A 24,927-nucleotide genomic window follows, 5' to 3' on the forward strand; every position below is an offset into this window, starting at 1 on the left:
CGCGCGGTGCGGGGCGTCGGCCCCTACGCCGCGCGCCAGAGCGCCGGCACGTTCGGCGGCTCCCAGCCGGCGCTCGCGGTGTGCGCCTGGAGGCAGACCCAGGAGCGCCCGCCGTACGTCACGCCGTCGCCCGCCTTGTACGCCGTGCCCGCCCGCCAGGTGCCGGACGGCGGCGGGGTGGTCGGCGGGTCGGTCGGCCCAGGCCCCTGCGGGACGTTGAGCACGAAGTCGTAACTTCCCTCCCTGGCCGGTCCGTTGGTGCGCATCGTCATCAGCAGACGGGCGTCGAAGATGCTGTCGGTGTTGTTGCGCGGTTCGTTCGGGAAGTACAACTGCGTGGTCAGCACCGGCCGGTTGGGGGCCTGCACCTTGACGTGGATGTGCCGGGTGCGCCCCGGGTAGAGGCCCGGCACGATCGTCGTCAGCGTGAACGCGCCCTGCGCGTCGGTGAACTGGTGGCCCCGGAAGCGGAAGCCGGTGTTGTCGTACGCCCCGTTGACGTCCGCCTGCCAGAAGTCCAGCAGGGCGTTGGCGATCGGACGGCAGGCGAGCCCGAACACGTATCCCGTCACGGTCAGCCGGGTCCCGGGCGGGTTGCCGTCCAGGAGCGAGGTGCGGCGCGGCGAGTTCGGCTTGAAGTACGGGCCCTCGGTCTGCGCCGGGGTCGGGTCGTCCCCGTCGTCGCACGAGGGGGTGAGCTGCGGCGGCACGTCGCTGTCGCGGGCCGTCCTGGCCAGTGCGGGCACACCCATCAGGGCGGTGGGCAGGGCCACCCCGGCGGCGAGAGCGGCCCGCAGCACGGTCTTGCGGGAGGGACGGGGCCCGGACGGGTCGGGGGTGCCGGGCGGCTGGGGCTGGTCCATGGCGGGGACGCCTCCAAGTGGGGGAGCGGAAGGGGGAGAGCCGGGACCTGTGGGGCAGGCCCCGGGACGCTCCGGGCGCGCTCCGGAACTCCCCTCGAACCTAGGACGGCGACTGCGGGTGCGCGAGGGACGGGACGCGGTAGTCGTGGTGCATTGCACCGCTGCCGCGCCGGAAGGCGCCCGGGCTGATGCCGGTCTCCCGCCGGAAGAACCGGCAGAAGTACGCGGGGTCCGCGAAGCCGACCTCCGCCGCCACCTGACGTACCGTCAAGTCCGTTCGTACCAGCAGGCGTTTGGCCTCGTGCGTACGGACCTGGCGCACTAGTTGACCGGGTGTGCGGCCGGTGGTCTGCTTCACCGCCTCGTTGAGGTAGCCCACGCTCACACCGATCCGGCGGGCGCAGGACCGCACCTCCCACACCTCGGGGTCCGGCCGGGCCAGCAGCCGCAGGAACTCCTGGGTGACCAGCGCGGGCCGGCCCGCCGGGTCCGCGGGCGCGGGGGCCGGGCCCGCCAGCCGGGAGGCCCGCACGATCAGCACGTGCAGATAGGAGCGCAGCACCGAGGCGAAGCCCGCCTGGCCCGCCCGGTGCTCGCGCTCCATCTCGCCGATCAGCCGGGCGAAGGCCGGGGCGTCCTCCCCGGCGGGACTGAACCAGGGCCGCTCGCCGAGCGTCCGCAGCAGGTCGCGGTCGCCCGGGTGGTCGACCAGGAAGTCCTCGGTGAAGAGCACGACCCGGCCCTGGAGGCCGGTCGCGTTCTCCCAGTAGTGCACCTGGCCGGGCACGACGAAGCACAAGTGCGGCGGGCGCAGCTCCCAGCGGGAGAGGTCGATGACGTGTGCGCCGCGCCCGCCGGTGACGAAGACGATCTCGTAGAAGGTGTGGCGGTGCGGGAAGGAGGCCCGCGACAGCGCTCCGATGCTGTCGAACGAACCGATGGCGAAGGGGAGCTGCTGCGGGGCGGGCACGTCGAGCCGGTGCAGCGGAACGGCTCTCTCCAGGGTTTCCATGAGCGCTGGCCTCTTCCTTCCCGGGCTCTCCCGGGGCCTGCGAATGGTCCGGACCAACGCACGATGTCATGCCCGCCGGACCGGCGACAGGCCGAGTCCCGGCCGGTTCCGACATGCCGGGACGAATGACCTGGCCCAGCCTGGAAACGCGAAAGCGGAACACCTGAGGGCGGCCGACGTGTGCGACGCACGGGACGGCCGCCGACCGGACGAAGGGCGCGCACTGCACATGGGAACCGACGACTTCGCCGATGAGGGCGGCCACCGCGACGTGCCCGACAGCGCCGTCGCCATCAGGTCCCGCATCACCCTGCACCTCAACGCGGAGACCCGGTCGCTGACCGTCGACCACCGCGCCACCCTGCTGGACGTGCTGCGCGAGGACCTCGGCCTGACCGGCGCCAAGAAGGGCTGCGACCACGGCCAATGCGGTGCCTGCACCGTCCTGGTCGACGGCCGGCGCGCCAACAGCTGCCTGCTGCCCGCCGTCGCCCAGGACGACCGGGAGATCACCACCGTCGAAGGACTCCACGGCCCGGACGGCCGGGAGCCGCACCCCCTCCAGCAGGCGTTCCTGGAACGCGACGCCTTCCAGTGCGGCTACTGCACCCCCGGCCAGATCTGCTCCGCCGTCGGCATGCTCGCCGAGGCCGCCCAGGGGCACCCCTCCGCCGCCACCGCCCCGGGCCCTCACCCGAACGGCCCCGCCGCCCTCGACCGGACCGAGATCCGCGAACGGCTGAGCGGCAACCTCTGCCGCTGCGGCGCCTACCCCAACATCGTCGCCGCCGTCGAGGACGCCCACGCGGCCGCCCCCGCGCAGGAGGTCTCCCGGTGAAGCCCGTCGGCTACGTCCGCCCCGCCACCGTCGAAGAGGCCGCCCGCGCCCACGCCGGGGACCCCGAGGCCCGCTACCTCGGCGGCGGCACCAACCTCGTCGACCTGATGAAGCTCGGCGTCGAGACCCCCGGCCTCCTCGTCGACGTCAGCAGGCTCCCCCTGGACACCGTCGAGGAACGCCCCGACGGCTCGCTGCACCTCGGCGCGACCGTCCGCAACAGCGACCTCGCCGCCCACCCCCTGGTCCGCGACCGCTATCCGGTCCTCTCCCAGGCCCTGCTCGCCGGAGCCTCCGGCCAGCTCCGCAATATGGCCACCACCGGCGGCAACCTCCTCCAGCGCACCCGCTGCGGCTACTTCCAGGACACCGCCAAGCCCTGCAACAAACGCGAACCCGGCACCGGCTGCGCCGCCCGCGACGGCATCCACCGCGACCACGCCGTCCTCGGCCACTCGCCGCAGTGCATCGCCACCCACCCCTCCGACCTCGCCGTGGCGCTGGCCGCCCTCGACGCCTCCGTCGAACTGCACGGCCCGGACGGCGACCGCACCGTCCCCGTGACCGACTTCCACCGCCTCCCCGGCGACCGCCCCGACCGGGACACCGTCCTGCGGCACGGCGAGCTGATCACCGCGGTCACCCTGCCGCCCGGCCCCGCCGGACTGCCCTCCGCCTACCGCAAGGCCCGAGACCGCGCCTCGTACGCGTTCGCGCTCGCCTCGGTCGCGGCGGTGCTCGACGTGCGCGACGGAGTGGTACGGCACGCGGCGCTCGCCTTCGGCGGACTCGCCCACCGGCCGTGGCGCGCCCGGCACGCGGAGGCCGAACTCCTCGGCCACGCGCCGGACCCCGAGCGCCTCACCCGGGCGCTGGACGCGGAGCTGGAGCAGGCCGAACCGCTGCGCGACAACGCGTTCAAGGTCCCCCTCGCCCACCGCGTCGCCCACGACGTGCTGACGCGCCTCGCCGCCGCGCGGGCCTGAGCCCCGCCCCTCACCGGCCCGATTCCCGCCCCTGGAAGGACACCCCCGCGATGAGCGACACCCCGACCGCGCTCGGCGCCCCCGCCGCCCGCCGGGAGGGCCGGGACAAGGTCACCGGCACCGCCCGCTACGCCGCCGAGCACACCCCGCCCGGCTGCGCGTACGCCCGCGCCGTACCGGCCACGGTCGCGCGCGGCCGGATCACGGAGATCGACGACAAGGCCGCCCTGGCCGTCCCCGGCGTCCTCGCCGTGCTCACCCCGCGCAACGCGCCCCGCCTCGGCGACGCCGACGACGCCACCCTGCGCCTCCTCCAGGACGACACCGTGCCGCACCGCGGCTGGTACGTCGCCCTGGTCGTCGCCGACACCCCGGAAGCCGCCCGCGAGGGCGCCGCGGCCCTGCGCGTCGAGTACGCCGCCGAGCCCCACGACGTCACCGTCCGCACCGATCACCCGGACGCGTACACCCCCGACGACGAAGACGAGGACCAGCCCTCCCACCGCGAACGCGGCGACGCCCCGGCGGCGTTCGCCACGGCGGAGCACCGGGTCGACGCCTCCTACTCCGTACCGCCCCTGCACAACCACCCCATGGAGCCGCACGCCGCCACCGCCCGCTGGGAGGACGACCGGCTGACCGTGTACGACTCCAGCCAGGGCGCGAGCACCGTCCGCGAGGTGCTCGCCGGGCTCCTCGGCCTGCCGCAGGAGCGGATCACCGTCGTCTCCGAACACGTCGGCGGCGGCTTCGGCTCCAAGGGCACCCCCCGCGCCCAGGTCGTCCTGGCCGCGATGGCCGCCCGCCACGTCGGCCGCCCCGTCAAGCTCGCGCTGTCCCGGCGGGAGCTGGCGGCCGTCGTCGGACACCGGGCCCCCACCCTGCACCGGATCAGGCTCGGCGCGGACGCCGACGGCGCCCTCCTGTCCGTGGACCACGAGGTCACCACGTACACCTCCCGGATCAAGGAGTTCGTCGAGACGGCCGCCGTACCGGCCCGGGTCATGTACCCCTCCCCGCACAGCCGCACCACCCACCGGGTGGTCCCGCTGGACGTGCCCACCCCCTCCTGGATGCGCGCACCCGGCGAGGCGCCCGGCATGTACGTCCTGGAGTCCGCCATGGACGAACTCGCCGAAGCCGCCGGCCTGGACCCCATCGACCTGCGGGTGCGCAACGACACCGGCCACGAACCCGACAGCGGCAAGCCCTTCAGCAGCCGCCACCTGGTGGAGTGCCTGCGCGAGGGCGCCCGCCGGTTCGGCTGGGCCGCCCGCGACCCGCGCCCCGGCGTGCGCCGCGAGGGCTCCGTGCTGACCGGCACCGGCGTGGCCGCCGCCACCTACCCCGTGCTGGCGTCCCCCTCGGCCGCGTCCGCGCAGGCGCTCCCGGACGGCACGTACCGCGTACGGATCAACGCCACCGACATCGGCACCGGCGCCCGCACGGTCCTCGCCCAGGTCGCCGCCGACGCGCTCGGCGTGCCGCTGGAGACGGTGCGCACGGAGATCGGCAGCACCGCCCTGCCCAAGGCCCCGCTGGCCGGCGGCTCCTCGGGCACCGCCTCCTGGGGCTGGGCCGTCCACCAGGCGTGCACGGCGCTCGCGGGCCGCCTCGCCGCGCACCGCGGGCAGCTTCCGGCGGACGGCCTGACGGAGACCGCCGACACCACGGGCACGGCCGACGCGGACTCCCCGTACGCCCGGCACGCCTTCGGCGCGCACTTCGCGGACGTACGGGTCGACACCGTCACCGGCGAGATCCGGGTGAGCCGGCTGCTCGGCGTGTACGCGGCGGGCCGCATCCTCAACGCCCGTACCGCGCGCGCCCAGTTCGTCGGCGGCATGACCATGGGCCTGGGCATGGCCCTGACCGAGCACAGCTCCCTGGACCCGGCGTTCGGCGACTTCGACGCCCGCGACCTGGCCTCCTACCACGTCCCCTGCCACGCCGACGTGCCCGACATCGAGGCGCACTGGATCGAGGAGGAGGACCCCCACCTCAACCCGATGGGCAGCAAGGGCATCGGCGAGATCGGCATCGTCGGCACCGCGGCCGCCATCGGCAACGCCGTCCACCACGCGACCGGCATCCGCTTCCGGGAGCTGCCGCTGACCCCCGACCGGGTCCTGGCCGCGGGGGTGTGACGACGCGGCCGCCGGGGCAGGGGAGCGGGAACGCGGTACGAGGCGGCCCCGTCCGGGACGCCGTCCGCTCCGGAACACCCCGAGAGGGCCCGTCGGGCCCGGCACCAGAAGCGGAGGCGGACATGCGAACCCGAGGGGCGAGCGCGGGACAACGGGCTTCAGCCCGCCGGCCGGCACCCGAGGCGGCCGTCCTGCTCCTGCACGGCGGCCGCGCCGACGGCCTGGAGCCACCGCCCGCGCTGAACCTCCCGGGCCGCCGCCTGATCCCCTTCGGCCGGGCGATCGCGCGGGCGGCGGGGGCCCACCCGCTCGCCCTGCGCACGGCCGTCTACCGGCACCGGGGCTGGAACGGCGCCCGTGCCGACCCCGTGCACGACGCCCTGCGCGCCCTCGACGCGCTGACCGACGAACTCGGGCCGGTGCCCGTGGTCCTCGTCGGCCACTCCATGGGCGGCCGGGCAGCACTGCGCGTCGCGGGCCACCCGCAGGTCACCGGAGTGGTCGGGCTCGCCCCCTGGTGCCCGCCGGGCGAACCGGTCGACCACCTCGCGGACCGCGACGTGGTCCTGCTGCACGGCGACCGCGACCGTACGACCAGCCCCCGCGACACCCGTGAACTGGCGGCCCGCGCCCGCCGCGCCGGGGCCCGCACCTGCGTGATCACCGTCGAGGGCGGCGACCACGCGATGCTCCGCCGGGCGGGGGAGTGGCACACGACGACGGCAGCCCTGACAACAGGACTACTGGGCCTCTCCCCCTTGCCGGCCCCGGTGTCCGAGGCCCTCCGGCAGGGCGCGAACACCCCCCTGGGCCTCGACACCCTCACCTGACCTCCTACCCCCTCGGGCCCCCTCGGGCGACGGGGCCGTCCCCCTCGCCCCGCCTCAGCCCCGCCCCATCCTCGGATGCCGCCGCCCCGGCCCCCGCCCCTCCAGCCTCGCCAGCTCCACGTTGAACTGCGCCCCCACCAACAGCGCCAGATTCGCGAACCACACCCACACCAGGAACACCACGATCCCGGCCAGCGACCCGTACAGCCTGCTGTAACTGGCGATGTGCGTCGTGTAGAACGCGAACCCCGCCGACGCCGTCAGCCACAGCACCGCCGCCAGCACACCCCCCGGCAGCCCCCTGCGCACGCCCCGTGCCACCGCCGGGCCGGTGTGGAACAGGATCATGATCAGCAGCGCCACCAGGAACCCCAGCACGGGCCACTTCAGCCCCGACCACACCGCCTCTCCCACATCGCCCATCCCCAGCTTGTCCGCCAGCCCCCGCGCCATCGGCCCGGTGATCACCAGCGCCGCCGCGCTGGCCAGCAGCAACAGCAGCAGACAGGCCGCCGTGACCACGATCAGGTGCGCCTTGCGCAGCGCCGGACGGACGTCCCGTACGTGATGCATGGCGTGCATCGCCCGCCGGAACACCGCCAGATAACTCGACGCCGACCACAGGGCGCTCACCGTTCCCGTGACCATCAGCAGCCACACCGCGGAGTTCCCGTTGACCGCGTCCTCCAGCGCCTGACGCAGCGCCTTGCTGGACTCCGCCGGAGCCACCGAGGCGATGTCGTCGATCAGCGACTGCACCGCGTCCGGATTGGCGAGACCGATCAACGTCACCGTGATCAGCAGCGACGGCAGCAGCGCCAGGATCGCGTAGTACGTGAGCGCCGCCGCCCAGTCGGACACGTCGTCGTTCCACACCGACACGGGGGTGCGGCGCAGCGCAGTGCGGCAGCGGGCCAGTACGCCGGGGGCGGGAGACGGACCGCTCCGGTCGGTCGGCGGTGCGATGGGCTCACTCGGCATGGGGCGTACTTTCGTGGCGTGTCGGGCGTGGGCTGCGCCTACCTTCTCACCCGTTGTCGCGCTTCTCCCCGTCTGGGGTGGTACGTCAGCGGGAACGGGTGTTCCCGTCGTATGCCCCGGAACCGGCCGCCGACTCCCCGCGCGTGGCGTCCCGCACCTCTGCGCGCATCCCGTCACCCGCCCGGCCGTGCGCGGCCTTCCGCGTCTCCGTGCGCAGGGCGATCCCCGTGGCCAGCGCGCCCACTCCCTCCCAGACGCCCACCGCGAGGAACCCGGCCGGAGCCCTCCCGGTGGCCACGGCGAGCGTGAACACGGTGAAGGTGAGCAGCCGGAACGGCACCGTCCAGCGGAAGAAGGCCCGCCAGTCGGCGAGCGCGGCCAGCACGTAGTAGACGCCCATGTTCACCGCCGCCATGGACGAGGCGGTCAGGAACATCAGGGTGTGGTCCCCGTCGGCCCGCACACCGCCGACAGGCTTCTCCAGGCCCATCAACGCCAGTTGGGCGTCCGGGGCGACGAGCCCCACGACGCCCAGTGCGGCGGCGAGCAGACCGAAGACCGCCATGGTCCAGCCGGAGGAGGAACGGGGCAGCCGCAGCGAGAGGTTCACGGGGGTCCTTCGGAAAGGTGGAGCGGGACGACGGAACAGTTGATCACTGAATCGTCCCGCTCACCACCCCCAACGGCCCTGCTACCTACGGAACTTCAGCGAGACCTCGGCCGACGCGTTGCCGTACGCGTCGACCGCCGTCACCCGGGCCGCGTACCGCGTGCCCGGCGCGGCGGCCGGCAGCGGAACGTCCAGGGAGTTCGGCAGCGGCGCGTAGTAGTACTCGGCGAGCACCTTCGAGGAGAGGGCCTTGGCGCCGGTCGTCTCGTCCGTCACGTCGACCCGGTAGTGGTGCACCATCTGGTCGTCCCGGGCCTGTGCGATCCGCAGCGCCGTGCCGCCCTTGGCGTCCCGCACCGCCGACAGCGGACGGCGGCCGGTGAAGACGGGAGCGGTCGTGTTCCGGTGCGCCGCGGTGTAGGTGAAGTTGTCCTTGATCTGCTGCGCGGTGCGGCCCTTGAGCCGTACCGTCCAGCTCCTGCCGCTGAGGGTGCCGGCGCTCGCGTACGGCGGCTGCCAGTCGGCCGACCACTTCCCGCCGGTGTAGATGTCGTGCTTGTCGGCGGCCATGTTCACCCGGGCGATCTCGGTGCGGTCCTTGTACACCTCGACGAACAGGGCCTGCGAGGTGGGCGACTCGAACCGGTTGGCGAGGCCCTCCTCGGTGACCGCCTGGTACCCGTGGTCCATCTCCACGTAGCTCATCGACCCGTCGTTGACGGCCGTGAAGTCCTTCTGGTGCACGGACCGGTCGTCGTTGAGGTTGAGGTGGGAGTGCCCGGAGAAGAACACCGCCTGCGGGAAGGCGCTCAGGTCGGCGGTCAGCTTCGGGTTGGCGGCCTGCTGCCCGTCCATCACCGTGTTCGACGCGGGCCGGTGCCCCTGGACCAGCACGGGCGTGTTCGGGCTCTTCGCGGTCAGCTCCGCCATCCGCTTCTTCAGCCAGTTCTGCTGCTCCGTGCTGGAGTTGTACGTCTCCGTGTTGAGCGTGAGCAGCGGTACGCCGCCCACCGAGGACTCGTAGAAGCCGCCGCCCGCGTCCGGGAACCAGGCCTTCGGGTAGTGGGCGCGGATCTGGGCGAGGGAGTCGTCGTGGTTGCCGTTGGAGAGCAGGACCTGGGTGCCGGTCATGCCCTTGCGCCGCAGGTTCTCCTGGAAGATGCGGGCCACGACGGCGTGGTCGGGCCCCTTGCCGTCCCCGTTGTCGTTGATCATGTCGCCGTTGGAGAGGATCGCGTCGGGCCGGGGGAAGACCGAGCCGATGGTGTCGAAGAAGCTCGCCCACTTCCCGGTGTTCTTCGCGTAGTCGCCGATGTGCACGTCCGACATGACCACGACGCGGGCGACCGGCTTCTCGGCGCTCCTGACCAGATAGCCGCGGGAGACCGGGATGCTGGCCCTGCCGCCCCGGAAGGCGACGGCGGTGACGTTGGTGTCCTGCGTGATCCGCACGGGGACACCGGGCACGTACAGGCGGCTGTGCCGGGTCGGTGTCGTCCCGTCCAGGGTGTACCGCACGACCGCGCCGCGCTCCGCCCGGAAGGCGAGCCGGACACCGTGTTCGTAACGGCCGCCCGGCTTGTCGACGGCCGGCGGCGCGGGGGTCGCAGGCCCCGCCGCGGCGGGCGCGGGGGCGGCGAGCGCGGTCGGTACGAGGAGGGCGGCCGAAGCGGTGGCGATCACCAGCGGGGCGAATCTCATGGGGCTGTGCCTTGTCTGTCGTCGGTTCGTCGGTTCGTCGGATCGTCGTCCGGGCGGGACAGCGGCGACGTTAGAGGGCTTGATCCAGTTCGCCGGGGCGCAATGAGCAACGCCCGCATGGCAGAAGCGTGAACACCCCGCGGCACCGGGCGACGCGCCACGGCGGCGGAATTCGCTGGCGCGGAGACCGGCCCCGTGCTCAGGTACGCGGATGAACCTTGACGCAGTGCGAGAACTCTTCGACACCGAGATGCGCCGCGGGGCCCCCGGCGAGCGCGTCGGCCCCGCAGCCGGGCACGTCGTCCGGCACACCAGTGACGCCCGGGGCTGGAACGCCGTCCTGTGGTCCGACCTGACCGAGCGGACCGCGGACGCCGTCATCGCCGAACAGGTGCGGCACTACACCGCCCTCGGCCTGGACTTCGAGTGGAAGCACTACTCCCACGACCGCCCCGAGGACCTCCCGCGGCGGCTTCGCGCCGCCGGGTTCGTGCCCGAGGACCCGGAGGCCGTGATGGTCGCCGAGACCGCGGGACTCGCCGTGCCGCCGGTGCTCCCCGACGGAGTGCGGCTCGTCGAGGTCACCGACGCGGCGGGGGTCGAACTGATGGTGCGGGCCCACGACCTGGCCTTCGGCACGGACGGGACGCGCATCGGCCAGCAGGTGCTCGACCGGCTCACCGAGGCCCCGGACACGGTCTCGGTGGTCGTCGCCCTCGCCGGGGACGAACCGGTGAGCGCCGCCCGCGCCGAATTCGACCCCGGTACCCGGTTCGCGAGCCTGTGGGGCGGCGGCACGGCGCCCGAGTGGCGCGGCCGGGGCATCTACCGCGCCCTCGTCGCCCACCGTGCCCGCACCGCCGCCGCCCGCGGCTACCACTACCTCCAGTCGGACGCCGTGCTGGACACCAGCCGCCCGATCCTCCAGCGCCTCGGCTTCGCCCAGATCAGCGTCACGACGCCCTACAACTACAGCGTCGCGGCGCGCGGTTAGACCGTGGCCAGGGCCGGGTCGCTCACTCCGGCCCGGCCCGTCTCCACACGCCCCGCGAGCCGCCGCAGGAAGGCGGCGTCCGTCCCGGACGTCACCCTCAGGTCGTACCAGCCCCGGCCGGCCCGCACCTCCACCGTCCGCTCGACCCGCCCCCCGGCGGGCACGGTGAACGACACCGGCTGCCCGCCGTAGGAGTCGGCCACGGTCAGCCGGCAGGCCGCCGTGCCCGCGTTGCTCGCGCTCAGCAGAAGCCGTCCCTCGCCCTCGGCGCTGTGCCGGACGGCGACCTCGGGTCCGGCCGTGCCGTTCGCGCCCCGGAAGGTGCGCAGGAAGCCGTTCGGGCCGAACACCGACAGGTCGTAACTCCCCTTGGAGTACTTCGCGTTCCAGGTGTCGGCGACCGCCTTGCCCGCCTCCGCGGTGTACGTCCACGGCCCGTCGGTGCGGTTGCCCGCCGTCACGTGGAAGCACGCCCCGGCCGACGGGCCGCCGCTCATCGTCAGCGTGAACCTCCCCGCCGCCGCGTCCACCGCCCCGTCCGCGTACGGCGCGTACCGCAGCGGACGCGAGGGCCGCGCACCCCGCTCCTGCCGGGGCAGCGCTCCCGCCGCCGGGGGCTTGGGGACGTAACTGTCGTGCCGCTCCCGGTCCGGCGGCTCGTAGGCGTCGGTGCCGGGCAGCGCCGCCGGGCCGGTGTCGTGCAGGGCGAAGTCGAAGGCCGAGGTCAGGTCGCCGCAGACGGTCCTGCGCCACGGCGAGATGTGGGGCTCCTGGACGCCGAAGCGCTTCTCCATGAACCGGATCACCGAGGTGTGGTCGAAGGTCTCCGAGCACACGTAACCGCCCGTGCTCCACGGCGACACCACCAGCATCGGCACCCGCTGCCCGAGCCCGTAGGCGCCCGCCGCGTAGCCCGCGTTGCCCCGGAAGTAGTCCAGCGCGGTGTCGACCGTCGACCTGCCCTGCGCGGCCGAGGCCGGCGGATAGGGCGGCACCACGTGGTCGAAGTAGCCGTCGTTCTCGTCGTACGTGATGAACAGCGCCGTCCTCGCCCACACCGCGGGGTTGGAGGTCAGCGCGTCCAGCACCTTGGAGATGTACCAGGCCCCGTAGTTGGCGGGCCAGTTGGGGTGCTCGCTGAAGGCCTCCGGGGCCGCTATCCAGGAGATCTGAGGCAGCCTGCCGGCCTTCACGTCGGCCCTCAGCCGGTCGAAGTAGCCGTCGCCCGCCTTGACGTTCGTGCCGGTCCTGGCCTTGTCGTGGAGCGGGTCACCGGGCTTGGCGTTGCGGTACTTGTTGAAGTACAGCAGGGAGTTGTCGCCGTAGTTGCCCCGGTAGGCGTCGTTGATCCAGCCCCACTTGCCCTTCGCGTCCAGGCCGTCGCCGATGTCCTGGTAGACCTTCCAGGACACCCCGGCCCGCTCCAGCCGCTCCGGGTACGTGGTCCAGTCGTACCCCGCCTCCTCGTTGCCCAGGACCGGGCCGCCGCCCTTGCCGTCGTTGCCGACGTGGCCGGACAGCAGGTAGTAGCGGTTGGGGTCGGTGGCCCCGATGAACGAGCAGTGATAGGCGTCGCACACCGTGAACGCGTCCGCGAGCGCGTAGTGGAACGGAATGTCCTGCCGGGTCAGGTACGCCATCGTGCCCGCCGACTTCGCGGGTATCCACCGGTCGTACGAGCCGTTGTTGAACGCCCGGTGACCGCCCGCCCAGTCGTGGTTGAGGCCCGCGATGAACTGCATCCCGAGGTCGTCGGCCTCCGGGTGGTAGGGCAGCACCGTCCTGGCCCCGTCGGGCTGGTGGAAGACGGACTTCAGCCCGTGCGGCACGACCGGGCGCGGGTCGCCGAAGCCCCGTACGCCCTTCATCGTGCCGAAGTAGTGGTCGAAGGACCGGTTCTCCTGCATCAGCACCACGATGTGCTCGACGTCGTCGATGCTGCCTGTGCGCCGGGCGGCCGGAATGGCGGCGGCCCGCTCGATGCTGCCGGACAGCGCGGCGAAACCGGCGGTGGCACCCGCGATCTGGAGGAAGCGGCGGCGGTTCACCGCGGTGGACGAGGGGACTTCTGGCACGTCGGACATGGGTGGGCAACCTCATCGTGGGGGATCAGAAGCAAACGGAATGCTGCAAGAACGACCAACAAAAGGGAAGAGGGCGACAGCGACAGTCGGGCGCGGCTCCGGCGGGAGGACGACGGAGGGGACTTCGCCCCCGGGCGGGACGAGACCCCGGGACGAGGCCCCGGGGCGGGTCCTCCGGGCCAAGACCCCCTGGAGGGAGGGCTTCCGGCCTTGATGAATGATCAATAACCTGATCGGACAAGCCCATCGCCGCACCGGCAGCCGCCGGTCCAGCAGCCCCCGCCGCCGAAGGAGCCCTCCCGTGACCGCAGTCGACGAGATCCCCGACATCCTCTCGCCCGAGTTCGCCACCGACCCCTACCCCGTGTACCGCGCGATGCGCGAGCGGACGCCGCTGCTCTGGCACGAGCCCATGCAGAGCTGGATAGTCTCCCGCTACGAAGACGTGGAGCGGATCTTCAAGGACAAGGAGGGCCAGTTCACCACCGACAACTACGACTGGCAGATAGAACCCGTCCACGGAAAGACGATCCTCCAGCTCAGCGGCCGTGAGCACGCGGTGCGCCGCGCCCTGGTGGCCCCCGCCTTCCGCGGCAGGGAACTCCAGGAGACCTTTGTCCCGGTCATCGAACGCAACGCCCGTGAACTGATCGACACCTTCCGGGAAACGGGCGAGGTCGACCTGGTGGACGCCTTCGCCACCCGCTTCCCCGTCAACGTCATCGCCGACATGCTCGGCCTCGACAAGGGCGACCACGCCAAGTTCCACGGCTGGTACACCACCGTCATCGCCTTCCTCGGCAACCTCTCCGGCGACCCCGAGGTCGCCGCCGCGGGCGAGCGCACCCGCGTCGAGTTCGCCGAGTACATGATCCCGATCATCAGGGAGCGCCGGAACAACCCCGGCGACGACCTGCTCTCGTCCCTGTGCGCCGCCGAGGTTGACGGCGTACGGATGAGCGACGAGGACATCAAGGCCTTCTGCAGCCTCCTGCTGGCGGCCGGCGGCGAGACCACCGACAAGGCGATAGCCGCGATCTTCGCCAACCTCCTCGCGCACCCCGAGCAGCTGGCCGCCGTCCAGAAGGACCGCACCCTCATCGACCGGGCCTTCGCCGAGACCCTGCGGTACACCCCGCCGGTCCACATGATCATGCGTCAGACCGCCGTCGACGTGCGGGTCACCGGCGGCACCATCCCGGCCGGCGCCACCGTCACCTGCCTCATCGGCTCCGCCAACCGCGACGAGCGCCGCTACGCCGACCCCGACACCTTCGACATCTTCCGCGAGGACCTGAACGCCACCAACGCGTTCTCCGCCGCCGCCGACCACCTGGCCTTCGCGCTCGGCCGCCACTTCTGCGTCGGCGCGCTGCTCGCCCGCGCCGAGGTCCAGATCGGCGTCGGCCGCCTCCTGGACGCCATGCCCGACGTCCGCCTCAAGGAGGGCGCCGCGACCGTCGAAAGGGGCGTGTTCACCCGCGGCCCGGAGTCCGTGCCGGTCACCTTCACGCCCGTACGGTAGGACCCGCGGCGGCCGGGGGAGGGGCGGGCCCCCGGCCGCGTACCGGACGACCGGCCTGCCGCGCCGCCGCCTACTGGGCCACCGGCGTGAACGACACCGGAAGCGCGGTCAGCCCCCGCATCCAGATCGAAGGACGCCAGGTCAGCGACTCGGCCGGCACCGACAGCATCACGTCCGGCAGCCGTTCGAGGAGCGTCTCGATCGCCGTGCGCGCCATGACGTCCGCCAACTGCGGCGCCGGATACGGGCAGCGGTGCTCACCGTTGCTGAACGACAGGTGCGCCGAGTTGCCCTCCGCACCCACATGACCCTGCGGCCATATCTGCGGATCCGTGTTCGCGGCCGCGAGCCCCAGCACCAGGCAGTCGCCCGCCCGGATGTGCCGCCCCCCGAGCTGCGTGTCGCGCACCGCCCACCGGCCGATGAAGTTCTGCGTCGGGGTGTCCCGCCACAGGATCTCCGTCAACGCCTCGCCCACCGACAGCCGCCCGCCCGACACGTTCAGCGCAAACCGGTCGTCGGTGAGCAGCAGCCGCAGCGTGTTGCAGATCCAGTTCGCCGTCGGCTGCTGGGCCGCCGCGATGATCGAGATCAGGTCCTGCACGATCTCCTCGTCCGCGAGCCCCGCCGGATGGTGCAGCATCCGGGAGGTCACATCGGGACCGGGCGCCGCCCGCTTGTCCTTGACCAGCCGCTGGATGCGCTCCTGCACCCGTACGTACGCGGCGACCGGATCGTCCCCCTCCGCCGCGTCCAGCGACGTCCGCAGATCGTGCACGAGATCCGCCGTGTCCGCCGACCCGGCCGGCATCCCGCACATCTGCACCGCCGCCCGCATCGGCAGCGCGTGCGCGTACGCGCTCATCAGCTCGGCCCGCCCGCTGCCCTCGAACGCGTCGATCAGCTCGTCCGCGATCAGCCGGCAGTCGTGCCCCAGCTCGAACTGGTCCACCGCCTCCAGCGCCTCGCTGATCACCCCGGCCCGCCGCTCGTGCTCGGGGCCCTCGGTGAACAGCACCGACGGCTGGTAGCCGACGAACGGCAGCAGCGGCCAGTCCGCCGGAATGTTCGGCCACTGGTTCCAGCGCCGCGAGTCCCGCGCGAACAGCTCGTCGTGCGCGGTGACGTAACTGACCTCCGGATACCCGAGCACCAGCCACGCCGGAACGTCTCCGTCCAGGAGTACGGGCGCGACCGCACCGTGCTCCCGGCGCAGCCCCCGGTACAGCTCGGCAGGGGTCTGCTGGTACTCCAGTCCGCCCAGCCGTACGGCCGAAGCGTGTGCGGGGCAGCCTTCGGTGCCGCTGCTCATGTGGTCAACTCCCGTGCCAGGGCGAGGCGGTAGAGATGGTCGACGAGCGTGGTCAGCACGGCCTTGCCCGAGGACCGCACCCGCGCGTCGCAGGAGATCATGGGGACGGTGTCGGAGAGGGCGAGGGCCTGCCGGATCTCCTCCAGCGAGAAGTGCGCCCCGTCGTCGAACCGGTTCACCGCCACGATGAACGGCGTCCGGTGGTGTTCGAGCCGGTCGATGGCGTACCAGGAGTCCGCCATCCGCCGGGTGTCCACCAGCACCACCGCACCCAGCGTCCCCGCGAACAGCCGGTCCCACAGGAACCAGAACCGCTCCTGGCCGGGCGCCCCGAACAGGTACAGCACCATCCGCTCGTTGAGCGTGATCCGCCCGAAGTCGAAGGCGACCGTGGTCGTCGTCTTCTCCGAGGTCAGCGACAGGTCGTCGACACCCGCGCCCGCCTGCGTCATGTGCTCCTCGGTGTTCAGCGGCCGGATCTCGCTGACCGCCTTCACCAGGGTGGTCTTGCCGACGCCGAACCCGCCGACGACCACGATCTTCAACCCGGTGTCGACGGTGTCGCCGAGCGGAGTGCGCTCCGGGGCCTGGGGCTCCTCAGAGGTTGCGAAGTCCATCGAGCACCCCCAGCAGCAGTTCGGACTCGGGGATGTGGGACACGGAGGCCGCCGCGCGGGGGCGGCGGGCGGTGATCGACCCGGCGGACAGGAGATCCTCCAGCAGGATGCGTACGACGGTGATCGGCAGCTTGAGATGGGCGGCGACCTCGACGACGGCGGCGGGATGGCGGCAGAGTTCGAGGATGCGGACGTGCTCCGACGGCATCCCGGGCGCCGGTTCGCGCTCGCTGACCACCAGGGTCACCAGGTCGAAGACCAGGCCGTCGGGCTCCGTGCGGCCGCCGGTGACGGTGTACAGGCGGTCCGGGGACCCGGTGTCGACGGGCGGCCGGCTCATGACCGGCTGCCGTCAGGGGACGGTTGCCGCGGATCGGCGCGCAGATGGTCGCCGATCTGCTCGACCAGCTCGCTCATGTGGTGCCCGATCATCCCCGGGTCCGCCCCGGCCGCCGCCACCACCGCGAGGTGGGCGCCCTGCCCGGCCTCCACGATCAGCAGCAGCCCGCCGGGGAACTCCGTCATCAGATGCATCACCCCGCCCGACCCGTCGCCGAACTCGACGGACGCGCCGTGCGCGAGGGACTGCATCCCGGACGCGATCGCCGAGAGCTGGTCGGCCTGGTCGAGCGTGAGGTGACTGCTGCGGCACAGCTTCAGCCCGTCGCGGGAGAGCACGAGGGCGTGGCGGGAACCGGGGGTGCGTTCCAGGAGGTTGTCCAGGAGCCAGGTGAGGCTGTTGTCAGTGGTCTGCACGGTGGTCAAGGGCCGCCGGGGGAAGGCCGGCCCGTGCCTCCAATCGGGGGGAGCAATCGGTAAGGGGGGGAAGGGGGGAGGGGTCACTCGGAGGGCGGACTCTGTCGCTTCTGCGAACGGTGGAAGGCGCCGAACCGGGCCCCGGCATCGGGACGCGGCGGCCTGGCGGGAGCCTCGGGCCGCCCGGGCAGCGGGGGAGCGGGCCGGGCGGCAGGAGCCTCGTCGGCGTCCAGCCGCTTGCGGTCCGCGGCCTCCATGGTCCGGCCGCGGGGCCGCACCGGGAGACCGTTGGGGGTGGCGGCGGGCTCCGGGGCTTCCGGCGCGGGCCGCTGGGGCTCGCGTACCGGAACGACCTGGTCCTGCACCGGCGCGGCCTGCTCGCGCACGGGCGTCTGCTGCTCGTGTACGGACGTCCGCCGATCCCGTACGGACGTCTCCTGCGGTACGGACGCCTCCGGCGACGCGGCCGGACGCGGCAGGCCGGCCGGAGCCGGGGCGGCGGTCTGGGCCGGTGCCGGGGTCGTGGCCGGGGCGCTGCGCTGCTGGGCCAGCAACTGGGGCGGCAGCAGCACCACGACGCCCGTGCCGCCGCGCGAGGAGGGCCGGTAGTTCACCGAGATCCCGTACTTCGCGGCGAGCACACCCACCACGGCGAGACCGAGCCGGGTGCCCTGGAGGGCGGCCAGGTCGTTGGACTGCCCGGACACCGAGGCGACCGCGCGGCGCATCGCGGCGGGGGGCATGCACAGCCCGCTGTCCTCGACGGTCACCACCAGACCTGAGGTGCCCTCCTCGACGTACACGTGGACCTCGTTGACCGGCGGCGAGAAGTTCGTCGCGTTGTCCATCAGCTCGGCCAGCAGGTGCATCACGCCCTCGGCCGCGAACCCGGCGATCGCGGCCGTCGACGTCGAGTGCAGGCGCACCCGCCGGTAGTCGCTGATCCGGCCCACCGCGCCGCGGAGGATCGACTCCATCACGATCGGCTTGTTCCAGGCCCGGCTGGACCGGCCGCCCATCAGCAGCGCCAGACGGTCCGTCAGCAGACCCAACTGGGAGGTCGTGTGGTCGAGTTGCAGCAGGTCGCCGAAGACCTCGCCGCCGTACTTGTCCTGCATCCCCCGCAGGTCGGCGAGTATCCGCAGCGTCTTGGCCTGCACCCGCCCGAGCCCGGTGGCACTCGCCGCCTGCGCGGCGACGGCACGGCGCTCGCTGTCCGCGAAGTCGCGCACGGTCCGCTCCAGGAGCCCGCGCAACCGGGGATCGGCGGGCGCCGGAAGCGCGGCGAGCACGGTCTCCGCCGACGCGCCCGTACGCAGCCGGGCGACCGCCTCCGGCAGCACGTCCGCCGCCAGCCGTTCCACGTCGCCGAGCGCGTGCTCCGCCCGGGCGCGCCCGGCGTCGGCGTCGGCGGCCCGGGCGTACAGATCGCCGCAGCGGGCGGCCACCGCGTACAGCAGTTGGGCGAGCTGCGGGTCCGCGGGCCGCTGCACGGCGTGCAGCGCACCCTCCGCACCCACGCCGTCGTGCAGCCGCTTCGCCACCTCCGGCAGTGACACGTTGAGCAGATGTGCGGTCTCCCCGGCCCGGCGCAGCGCCTCCTGACGCAGTGCGTCGTTCTCGGCACGCATCCGGTCGGCCCGACGAGCCCGGGACCCGGCGACGGCGACCGCCACGACCACGCACACCGTGGCGACCACGGCCGCCCCCAGTACCCAGGCACGCGCGGACCCGGGCGCGGCGGCCACCGCGCCGGCGCCCGCCGCGGCCGCGACGACCAGGCTCGCCAGGGGCGCGGCCCAGGGCGGGCGCCGCTGCCCTCCAGGTGGGCTGTGGCGCGGTCGGGGAGCGGCGGGCGATGTCATGGCACGGGTCCTCTGACGTGGATGCGACGGCGGGCCGGGGCTGGAACCCGGCTCGCGCCGTACGAACGGGCGGTCGAAGGGCGGAAGTTGAATATCGTGCTCCGCTCCGTCGACCATGGCCATGCTAGCCACGCGTGGTGACCCACGGACACCGCCCCGGCAAGTTGCCGACATCCCGCATTCCCGGCACCCGGGGCGCGGGCCGACTCGGCTCCCCGCCAGGGCGAGGGACCGTGTCGCGGCCCGGCTCCGCCGCGCGGACGCGACCGGCCGCGAACATCCGCACGAGAACCGCTCACCAGCCGCGCGACGACCACGCCAGGCGCGGGTGCGGGGCAGAGCCTCCCGGGCGCGCGGGCGCGCGGCCGCTTTTCCCGTCGGCCCCCGCCAGGGAATTTCAGAGCCTCCCGGGTGCGCGGGTGCGCGGGCCCGAACGCCGCACCACGGAAAAGGGGACCAGAGCTCCGCCCGGACACCCTCAGGGGGCGTCACGGCAAGGGTCGACCCGATGACCACCGCCGCCCGCCCCGCCCGAAAAACACCCTGCCCCTCATGTCCTGACCAGGTACTGTGCGCCCCGCCCTGCCCTCCCAGCCCTTGATCTCCAGCCCCCCGGACCCCCGGACCCCAGCCCTCGGCCCTAGCCTCCTGACTTCCAGCATCCGACTCCCACCCCCGGCCTCCAGCCCGGCTCTTGGCTCCCAGCCCCCGGGCCCCTAGCCCTCGATCCTCAGCCCTCGGCTCTTAACCCCGGCCCTCTCCTTGGCTCCCGGGCCTCAGCCCTTGCCCCCCATCCTCAGCCTCCTGAACTTCAGCATCCGACTCCCACCCCCGGCCTCCAGCCCAGCTCTTGGCCCCCGGCCCCCGGCCCCCGGCCCCCGGCCCCCGACTCTCCCCCCCCCCGCCCTCCAGCCGGCGACCCTCGGCCGTCGGCCCTGACCCCCGACCCCCAGCCCTCACACCCCCGACACCCCCCAAGGCCCCCATGAAACTCCGCTGCGCCCTCCTCGACGACTACCAGTCCGCCGCCCTCGCCGCCGCCGACTGGTCTCCCCTCGACCCCGACGTCGACCTCGTTCCCCTCCCCACGCACTTCTCCTCCGAGGAGGAACTCGTCGCCGCCCTCGCCGATGTCGACATCGTCGTCACCCTCCGCGAGCGCGTCTCCTTCCCCGCCTCCCTCTTCGCCCGGCTCCCGCGCCTGCGCCTCCTCGTCGCCTCCGGCATGCGCAACTCCGTCATCGACTTCGCCGCCGCCGAGAAGCACGGCGTCACCGTCTGCGGCACGTCCAGCGCCCCCACCCCGCCCGTCGAGCTCACCTGGGCGCTGCTCCTGGGCCTCGCCCGCGGACTGGTCACCGAAGCCAACAACATCCGCGGCAACGGCCCCTGGCAGTCCACCGTCGGCGCCGACCTGCACGGCCGCCGCCTGGGCCTCCTCGGCCTCGGCAAGATCGGCAGCCGTGTCGCCGCCGTCGCGGGCGCGTTCGGCATGGACGTCACCGTCTGGAGCCAGAACCTCACCGAGGAACGCGCCGAAGCGGCAGGCGCCGCCCTCGCCCCCTCCAAGGAGGACCTCCTCGCCACCAGCGACTTCGTCTCCCTCCACCTGGTCCTCGGCGACCGCACCCGAGGCCTCCTCGGGGCCGCCGAACTCGCCCTGCTCAAGCCCACGGCGTACCTCATCAACACCTCCCGCGCCGGTCTCGTCGACCAGGACGCCCTGCTCGCGGCCCTGCACGCGGGCGCCTTCGCCGGAGCCGCCGTCGACGTCTTCGACACCGAACCCCTCCCCGCCGACCACCCGTTCCGCACCGCCCCGCGCCTGCTGGCCACCCCGCACCTCGGCTACGTGACCCACGCCAACTACGCGACGTACTACGGCCAGGCCGTCGAGAACATCCGCGCCCACCTCGACGGCCACCCCCTCCGCCGGATCGGCGGCACCGCGTAACCCCGAGCACCGCACCGTCCCGCCCGGACACCGCGCGCTCCCGGAGGCTTCCGAACGGCCCGGGGCGGCGGGCGCCCCTACTCGTTGCGCAGGGCCCCCGCCACCCCGGTCCGCCCGGCCCGCCGCGCCGGCCCCACCATCACCTCGCCCGCCGCCTCCGGCAGACGCCCCGTGAGGAGATAGCGGCCCTCCGTCGTGGGATCGCCCCGGTAGAAGTTGACGAACCGCAGCTGCGCGTATCCGGCCAGCCGCACCTGGAGCAGCCCCCGCGCCCCCCCGCCACCCGCCCCGTACCTACCCGCCCCGTACCTACCCGCCCCGCACCGAACGAGGACACCGACCCCATGGCCGCCGCCCCCACCCCCTCCCCGGCAGAGACTCCCTTCACCCCGGCCACAGGCGACGGCCCCCTGCCCGCGGAACCCCGGGACCGGCGGGCCGCCGCCGTCCGCACCGCCTTCGACGGCCTCCTCCAGATCCGCCGCCTCACCCAGGACTCGGAGACCGTCCCCGCCGCCTGGGAACTGCGCAAGCTCACCCACGCCGTCGCCCTCGCCCTGGAAGCCGCCCCCTTCACCCCCTCCGCCACCGACGCCGACGGCAACCGCACCGCCACCGGCTACCGGGTCCGCCCCGGCGAGGAGCCGCGGACCGTCGCCGTCGAATGGCTCGGCCCGCCCGGCAGCGGGGCCGCCGCCGAGGAACGCGACCGGCTCACCCGGTGCGCGGAGACACTCACCGCCCTCGGCTGGGACGCCCTCCTGTACCGGGGCCCCCGTCGCCGCTGGTTCGCCGAGGTCCGCCCGCCGCACGGCACCCGCTGACCCCCGGCGCCCGCCCTCCGACGCCCCTCGTCGGCGTACGGGAAAGGCCCCGGCCCACCCCTCCCAGGGAACGACCGGGGCCTCGCCCCTCACTCACTCACGCACACATCCGCCGGCTCAGCCGACCGGCGTCGCCGCAGCGCTCCTGCTGCCGCCGTCCTGGCCCTCGTCCCCGACCGGCTTGTCCTTCGCCGCAGCGTCCGCGGGAACAGCACCAGCACCCACGACCTCCGCCGCACCCGCCTCCTCGGCGAGCCGCTCCATACCGCTCGTGGTCTTCAGCGGCTTCTCCTTGATGAAGACCACCGCCACCAGCGCCAGCGCCGCGAACGGCGCCGCCAGCAGGAAGAGGTCGGCAGTCGCCAGGCCGTACGCGTTCTCCACGATCTCGCGGAGCGGCGCGGGCAGCTTGGCCACGTCGGGCACGGAGGAGTCGCCGCCGCCCCCCGGAGGAACGGGCATGCCCGCCGCCTTCATGCCGTTCGTCATCTCGGTCGCGACCCGGTTCGCCAGCACCGCGCCCAGCGCACTGGTGCCGATCGTGCCGCCCATGCTGCGGAAGAAGGACAGCACAGAGGTGGCCGCACCCAGCTCGGTGGCGGGAACGTCGTTCTGCGCGGCCAGCACCAGGTTCTGCATCAGCATGCCGACGCCGACGCCGAGGATGGCCATGTAGAGGCTGAGCAGCCCGAAGTGGGTGTCCGCGTCGATGGTCGCCAGGAGCCCCAGGCCGGCGGTCATGATGACCGCGCCCGCGACCAGGTACGCCTTCCACTTGCCGGTCTTGCTGATGATCTGACCCGCGACGGTGGACGACACCAGCAGACCCAGGATCATCGGCAGACTCATCAGCCCCGCCACCGTCGGCGACTTGCCGAGCGCGATCTGGAAGTACTGCGACAGGAACACGGTGCCGCCGAACATGGCCACACCGACGAGCAGGCTCGCGACCGTGGTCAGCGTGACCGTGCGGTTGCGGAAGATGGTCAGCGGAATGATCGGCTCGGGCACCCGGCCCTCGACGAACACCGCCGCGACCAGCAGCAGCACACCGCCACCGGTCAGCGCGGCCGTCTGCCACGAGGCCCAGTCGAACTGGTGGCCCGCCAGCGAGGTCCAGATCAGCAGCGCGCAGACACCCGCCACGATCAGGAACGCACCCAGGAAGTCGATCTTCACTTCACGCCGTACGGTCGGCAGCTTCAAGGTGCGCTGCAACAGCACGATCCCGAGCAGCGCGAACGGGACGCCGATGAAGAAGCACCAGCGCCACCCCAGCCACGAGGTGTCCACCAGCACGCCGCCGATCAGCGGTCCGGCGACCGTGCCGACCGCGAAGACGGCACCGAAGATCCCGGCGTACTTGCCGAGCTGACGCGGCGGGATGATCGCGGCCATGACGACCTGGGCGAGCGCGGTGAGCCCACCGGCGCCGATGCCCTGGACGACGCGGCTGAAGATCAGCAGCCCGACCTCGTGCGAGAACCCGGCCAGCAGCGAGCCGACCACGAACATGCCCAGCGACAGCTGCAGCAGCAGCTTCTTGTTGTAGAGGTCCGAGAGCTTGCCCCACAGCGGGACGGTCGCCGTCATGGCGAGCAGCTCGGAGGTGACGACCCAGGTGTACGACGACTGGCTCGCGCCGAGGTCGGCGATGATCCGGGGGAGTGCGTTGGCCACGACCGTGCCCGCCAGGATGGCGACGAACATGCCGGCCATCAGCCCGGACATGGCCTGGAGTATCTGCTTGTGGTCCATGGAGGTGGGCGCCTGGTCAGGCGCCTCGATTGCGCTCACGGTGTCCTTCTGGGAAATCGGTCCGAGGGTCGGGCAGGATCGGGCAGGAACAAATCTCAAGGGGGGTTACGGCAAGGGCCGACGTCCGTACGTACGAAGGAGCGCCGAAGCACTCACACGTCCGGCGAGTCCGCAGCGGGGGCGACCAGCCCGGAGCCCAGGTGTTCGAAGGCCTCCCGGAACACGTCGATGAAGGCCACGTCCGGTGTCCGCTGGACCCAGTCCTCGATGGAGGCCCGGATCGCGGTCGTCGCGACGGCGGCGACGAGCCGGGGATAGAGACCGACGGGTTCGTCCGGGCCGCCCCCCAGCCGCTCGGCCACCGCAGCGGACAGCTCCTGCTCCTCGGCCATGTGGGCCCCCAGCCCGCGGACGAGGAGATACGGAGAGCGCTGGAAGACCTTGGCCCGCAGGCTCCAGATCTCGTGGCGCTCCTCGACGTCCGCCAACTCCGCCGCGAACGCCTCGCGCAGAACGTCGAGCACGGGCAGCGCGGCGGGCGCCTCGCGCACCGCACGCCGCACCCGCTCGCCGACCGCCGGGTCGACCATGAGGAAGGCGTCGTCGTGACTGTCGAAGTAGTTGAAGAACGTGCGCGCCGAGACGCCCGCCGCACTGCTGATCGCCTCGACGGTGACGTTCTCCGCCCCGTGCTCGGCAGCCAGCCGCACCGCTGCTTCGGCCAACGCCGCCCGGGTCGCCTGCTTCTTGCGCTCACGGAGCCCGGGCACGCCGTCCTTGTTCTTCACAACTTGGAGAGTACGCAAAGATGCAGACCCTGCAAACTTATTAACGCGCGGCTGCCACCAGGCCGCCGACCTGGGCCTGTTCGGGCGGGGTTGACGCGATCGGGGGAGGCCCGTATAGTTCTTCGGGTTGTCCGATGTGAGCACCGGTTTCGACTGGCCCAGGACGACCATTCCGCAGAACAAGATGACGACAAACTCCGCGACGCTGTCGCGCGGTCTTTTCGTTGCCTTTTCGCGGAATGAGGAAGCCGAACCCCCGATTTGATTCGGGGCGCGGGAATCCGCTAATGTCTCACTCGTCGGAACGGCCCAACGGCCGGAAAGACAACCCAAGTTCGACTGGGAATCAGGCCGGAAACGATCTGATAGAGTCGGAGACGCAAGAAAAACAGAAACACCGAACGAAAACGTCCGGAGGAAAGCCCGCAGGGGTGAGTACGAAGGAAGCGTCCGTTCCTTGAGAACTCAACAGCGTGCCAAAA

At 72.8% G+C, this 24,927-nt stretch carries 21 protein-coding genes and 1 pseudogene; 8 read left to right on the forward strand and 14 right to left on the reverse strand.

Annotation, left to right across the window (positions count from 1 at the left end; genetic code table 11):
* Positions 1-23: 23 nt before the first annotated feature.
* Together ACZ56L_RS32505 and ACZ56L_RS32510 are read right to left on the reverse strand one after the other, a co-directional pair.
* Positions 24-863 carry a dioxygenase family protein gene (locus tag ACZ56L_RS32505; RefSeq protein ID WP_345225741.1) on the reverse strand — a complete coding sequence of 280 codons (840 nt, stop codon included), beginning with the start codon at positions 861-863 and terminating at the stop codon, positions 24-26.
* Between the two features lie 100 nt (positions 864-963).
* On the reverse strand, positions 964-1,875 hold the full coding sequence (locus ACZ56L_RS32510; protein ID WP_345225744.1) for a helix-turn-helix transcriptional regulator: 912 nt from the start codon (positions 1,873-1,875) through the stop codon (positions 964-966).
* Between the two features lie 229 nt (positions 1,876-2,104).
* On the opposite strand from ACZ56L_RS32510, the gene ACZ56L_RS32515 reads away from it, so the two are divergent.
* The 4 genes from ACZ56L_RS32515 to ACZ56L_RS32530 all read left to right on the forward strand — a co-directional run bounded on the left by ACZ56L_RS32515 (position 2,105) and on the right by ACZ56L_RS32530 (position 6,676).
* A complete protein-coding gene (locus tag ACZ56L_RS32515; RefSeq protein ID WP_345225746.1) occupies positions 2,105-2,713 on the forward strand; it encodes a (2Fe-2S)-binding protein in 609 nt (202 codons plus the stop codon).
* Positions 2,710-3,699: an FAD binding domain-containing protein gene (locus ACZ56L_RS32520; protein ID WP_345225749.1), complete on the forward strand. Its 990-nt coding sequence runs from the start codon at positions 2,710-2,712 to the stop codon at positions 3,697-3,699. The genes ACZ56L_RS32515 and ACZ56L_RS32520 overlap by 4 nt, the downstream gene beginning before the upstream one ends.
* 50 nt (positions 3,700-3,749) lie before the next feature.
* A complete protein-coding gene (locus tag ACZ56L_RS32525) occupies positions 3,750-5,846 on the forward strand; it encodes a xanthine dehydrogenase family protein molybdopterin-binding subunit (RefSeq protein ID WP_401763038.1) in 2,097 nt (698 codons plus the stop codon).
* A gap of 122 nt (positions 5,847-5,968) precedes the next feature.
* Positions 5,969-6,676 (forward strand): alpha/beta fold hydrolase, encoded by a 708-nt coding sequence (locus ACZ56L_RS32530; protein ID WP_471068267.1) that lies wholly within the window; start codon positions 5,969-5,971, stop codon positions 6,674-6,676.
* A 54-nt stretch (positions 6,677-6,730) separates the two neighbouring features.
* On the opposite strand, the gene ACZ56L_RS32535 is transcribed toward ACZ56L_RS32530, so the two are convergent.
* The 3 genes and pseudogenes from ACZ56L_RS32535 to ACZ56L_RS32545 form a co-directional block, all read right to left on the reverse strand.
* On the reverse strand, positions 6,731-7,657 hold the full coding sequence (locus ACZ56L_RS32535) for a YihY/virulence factor BrkB family protein (RefSeq protein WP_345225758.1): 927 nt from the start codon (positions 7,655-7,657) through the stop codon (positions 6,731-6,733).
* A gap of 190 nt (positions 7,658-7,847) precedes the next feature.
* Positions 7,848-8,222: pseudogene (locus tag ACZ56L_RS32540) on the reverse strand (hypothetical protein); the annotation flags it as partial.
* Positions 8,223-8,348: 126 nt separating this feature from the next.
* The gene (locus ACZ56L_RS32545) at positions 8,349-9,968 is read right to left on the reverse strand and encodes a metallophosphoesterase (protein WP_471068270.1); all 1,620 of its coding nucleotides are present in this window, start codon (positions 9,966-9,968) and stop codon (positions 8,349-8,351) included.
* 211 nt (positions 9,969-10,179) lie between these two features.
* Between ACZ56L_RS32545 and ACZ56L_RS32550 the strand changes: the two genes are divergently transcribed.
* Positions 10,180-10,962 carry a GNAT family N-acetyltransferase gene (locus tag ACZ56L_RS32550; RefSeq protein ID WP_471068273.1) on the forward strand — a complete coding sequence of 261 codons (783 nt, stop codon included), beginning with the start codon at positions 10,180-10,182 and terminating at the stop codon, positions 10,960-10,962.
* Here ACZ56L_RS32550 and ACZ56L_RS32555 read toward each other — a convergent pair.
* Positions 10,959-13,046 carry a phosphocholine-specific phospholipase C gene (locus tag ACZ56L_RS32555; protein WP_345225766.1) on the reverse strand — a complete coding sequence of 696 codons (2,088 nt, stop codon included), beginning with the start codon at positions 13,044-13,046 and terminating at the stop codon, positions 10,959-10,961. The two genes, ACZ56L_RS32550 and ACZ56L_RS32555, sit on opposite strands and share 4 nt — an antisense overlap.
* Positions 13,047-13,347: 301 nt before the next feature.
* On the opposite strand from ACZ56L_RS32555, the gene ACZ56L_RS32560 reads away from it, so the two are divergent.
* Positions 13,348-14,571: a cytochrome P450 gene (locus ACZ56L_RS32560; protein ID WP_345225769.1), complete on the forward strand. Its 1,224-nt coding sequence runs from the start codon at positions 13,348-13,350 to the stop codon at positions 14,569-14,571.
* Between the two features lie 70 nt (positions 14,572-14,641).
* Here the strand turns inward: ACZ56L_RS32560 and ACZ56L_RS32565 are convergent, their stop codons facing one another.
* The 5 genes from ACZ56L_RS32565 to ACZ56L_RS32585 all read right to left on the reverse strand — a co-directional run bounded on the left by ACZ56L_RS32565 (position 14,642) and on the right by ACZ56L_RS32585 (position 19,121).
* Entirely contained in the window at positions 14,642-15,883 is a 1,242-nt protein-coding gene (locus ACZ56L_RS32565) for a cytochrome P450 (RefSeq protein ID WP_401763022.1), read from the reverse strand.
* Positions 15,880-16,500, reverse strand: a complete 621-nt coding sequence (locus ACZ56L_RS32570) for a GTP-binding protein (protein ID WP_345225774.1) — start codon at positions 16,498-16,500, stop codon at positions 15,880-15,882. Before ACZ56L_RS32570 ends, ACZ56L_RS32565 begins: the two co-directional genes overlap by 4 nt.
* Complete coding sequence (locus tag ACZ56L_RS32575; RefSeq protein WP_471068277.1) at positions 16,481-16,840, reverse strand: DUF742 domain-containing protein; 360 nt, start codon at positions 16,838-16,840, stop codon at positions 16,481-16,483. Before ACZ56L_RS32575 ends, ACZ56L_RS32570 begins: the two co-directional genes overlap by 20 nt.
* Positions 16,837-17,256: a roadblock/LC7 domain-containing protein gene (locus tag ACZ56L_RS32580; RefSeq protein ID WP_345225778.1), complete on the reverse strand. Its 420-nt coding sequence runs from the start codon at positions 17,254-17,256 to the stop codon at positions 16,837-16,839. The genes ACZ56L_RS32575 and ACZ56L_RS32580 overlap by 4 nt, the downstream gene beginning before the upstream one ends.
* A gap of 83 nt (positions 17,257-17,339) precedes the next feature.
* On the reverse strand, positions 17,340-19,121 hold the full coding sequence (locus ACZ56L_RS32585; protein ID WP_468690518.1) for an ATP-binding protein: 1,782 nt from the start codon (positions 19,119-19,121) through the stop codon (positions 17,340-17,342).
* Between the two features lie 985 nt (positions 19,122-20,106).
* On the opposite strand from ACZ56L_RS32585, the gene ACZ56L_RS32590 reads away from it, so the two are divergent.
* Entirely contained in the window at positions 20,107-21,075 is a 969-nt protein-coding gene (locus tag ACZ56L_RS32590; protein ID WP_471068281.1) for a D-2-hydroxyacid dehydrogenase family protein, read from the forward strand.
* A 77-nt stretch (positions 21,076-21,152) separates the two neighbouring features.
* Here the strand turns inward: ACZ56L_RS32590 and ACZ56L_RS32595 are convergent, their stop codons facing one another.
* On the reverse strand, positions 21,153-21,329 hold the full coding sequence (locus tag ACZ56L_RS32595) for a hypothetical protein (RefSeq protein WP_471068284.1): 177 nt from the start codon (positions 21,327-21,329) through the stop codon (positions 21,153-21,155).
* Between the two features lie 90 nt (positions 21,330-21,419).
* Here ACZ56L_RS32595 and ACZ56L_RS32600 point away from each other — a divergent pair, with 90 nt between their 5' ends.
* A complete protein-coding gene (locus ACZ56L_RS32600; RefSeq protein WP_468690725.1) occupies positions 21,420-21,899 on the forward strand; it encodes a hypothetical protein in 480 nt (159 codons plus the stop codon).
* Between the two features lie 117 nt (positions 21,900-22,016).
* On the opposite strand, the gene ACZ56L_RS32605 is transcribed toward ACZ56L_RS32600, so the two are convergent.
* Positions 22,017-23,657 (reverse strand): MDR family MFS transporter, encoded by a 1,641-nt coding sequence (locus ACZ56L_RS32605; RefSeq protein ID WP_471068293.1) that lies wholly within the window; start codon positions 23,655-23,657, stop codon positions 22,017-22,019.
* A gap of 152 nt (positions 23,658-23,809) precedes the next feature.
* A complete protein-coding gene (locus tag ACZ56L_RS32610) occupies positions 23,810-24,445 on the reverse strand; it encodes a TetR/AcrR family transcriptional regulator (protein WP_471068287.1) in 636 nt (211 codons plus the stop codon).
* Positions 24,446-24,927 lie beyond the last annotated feature (482 nt).

Source organism: Streptomyces sp. NPDC039736 (assembly GCF_055596485.1).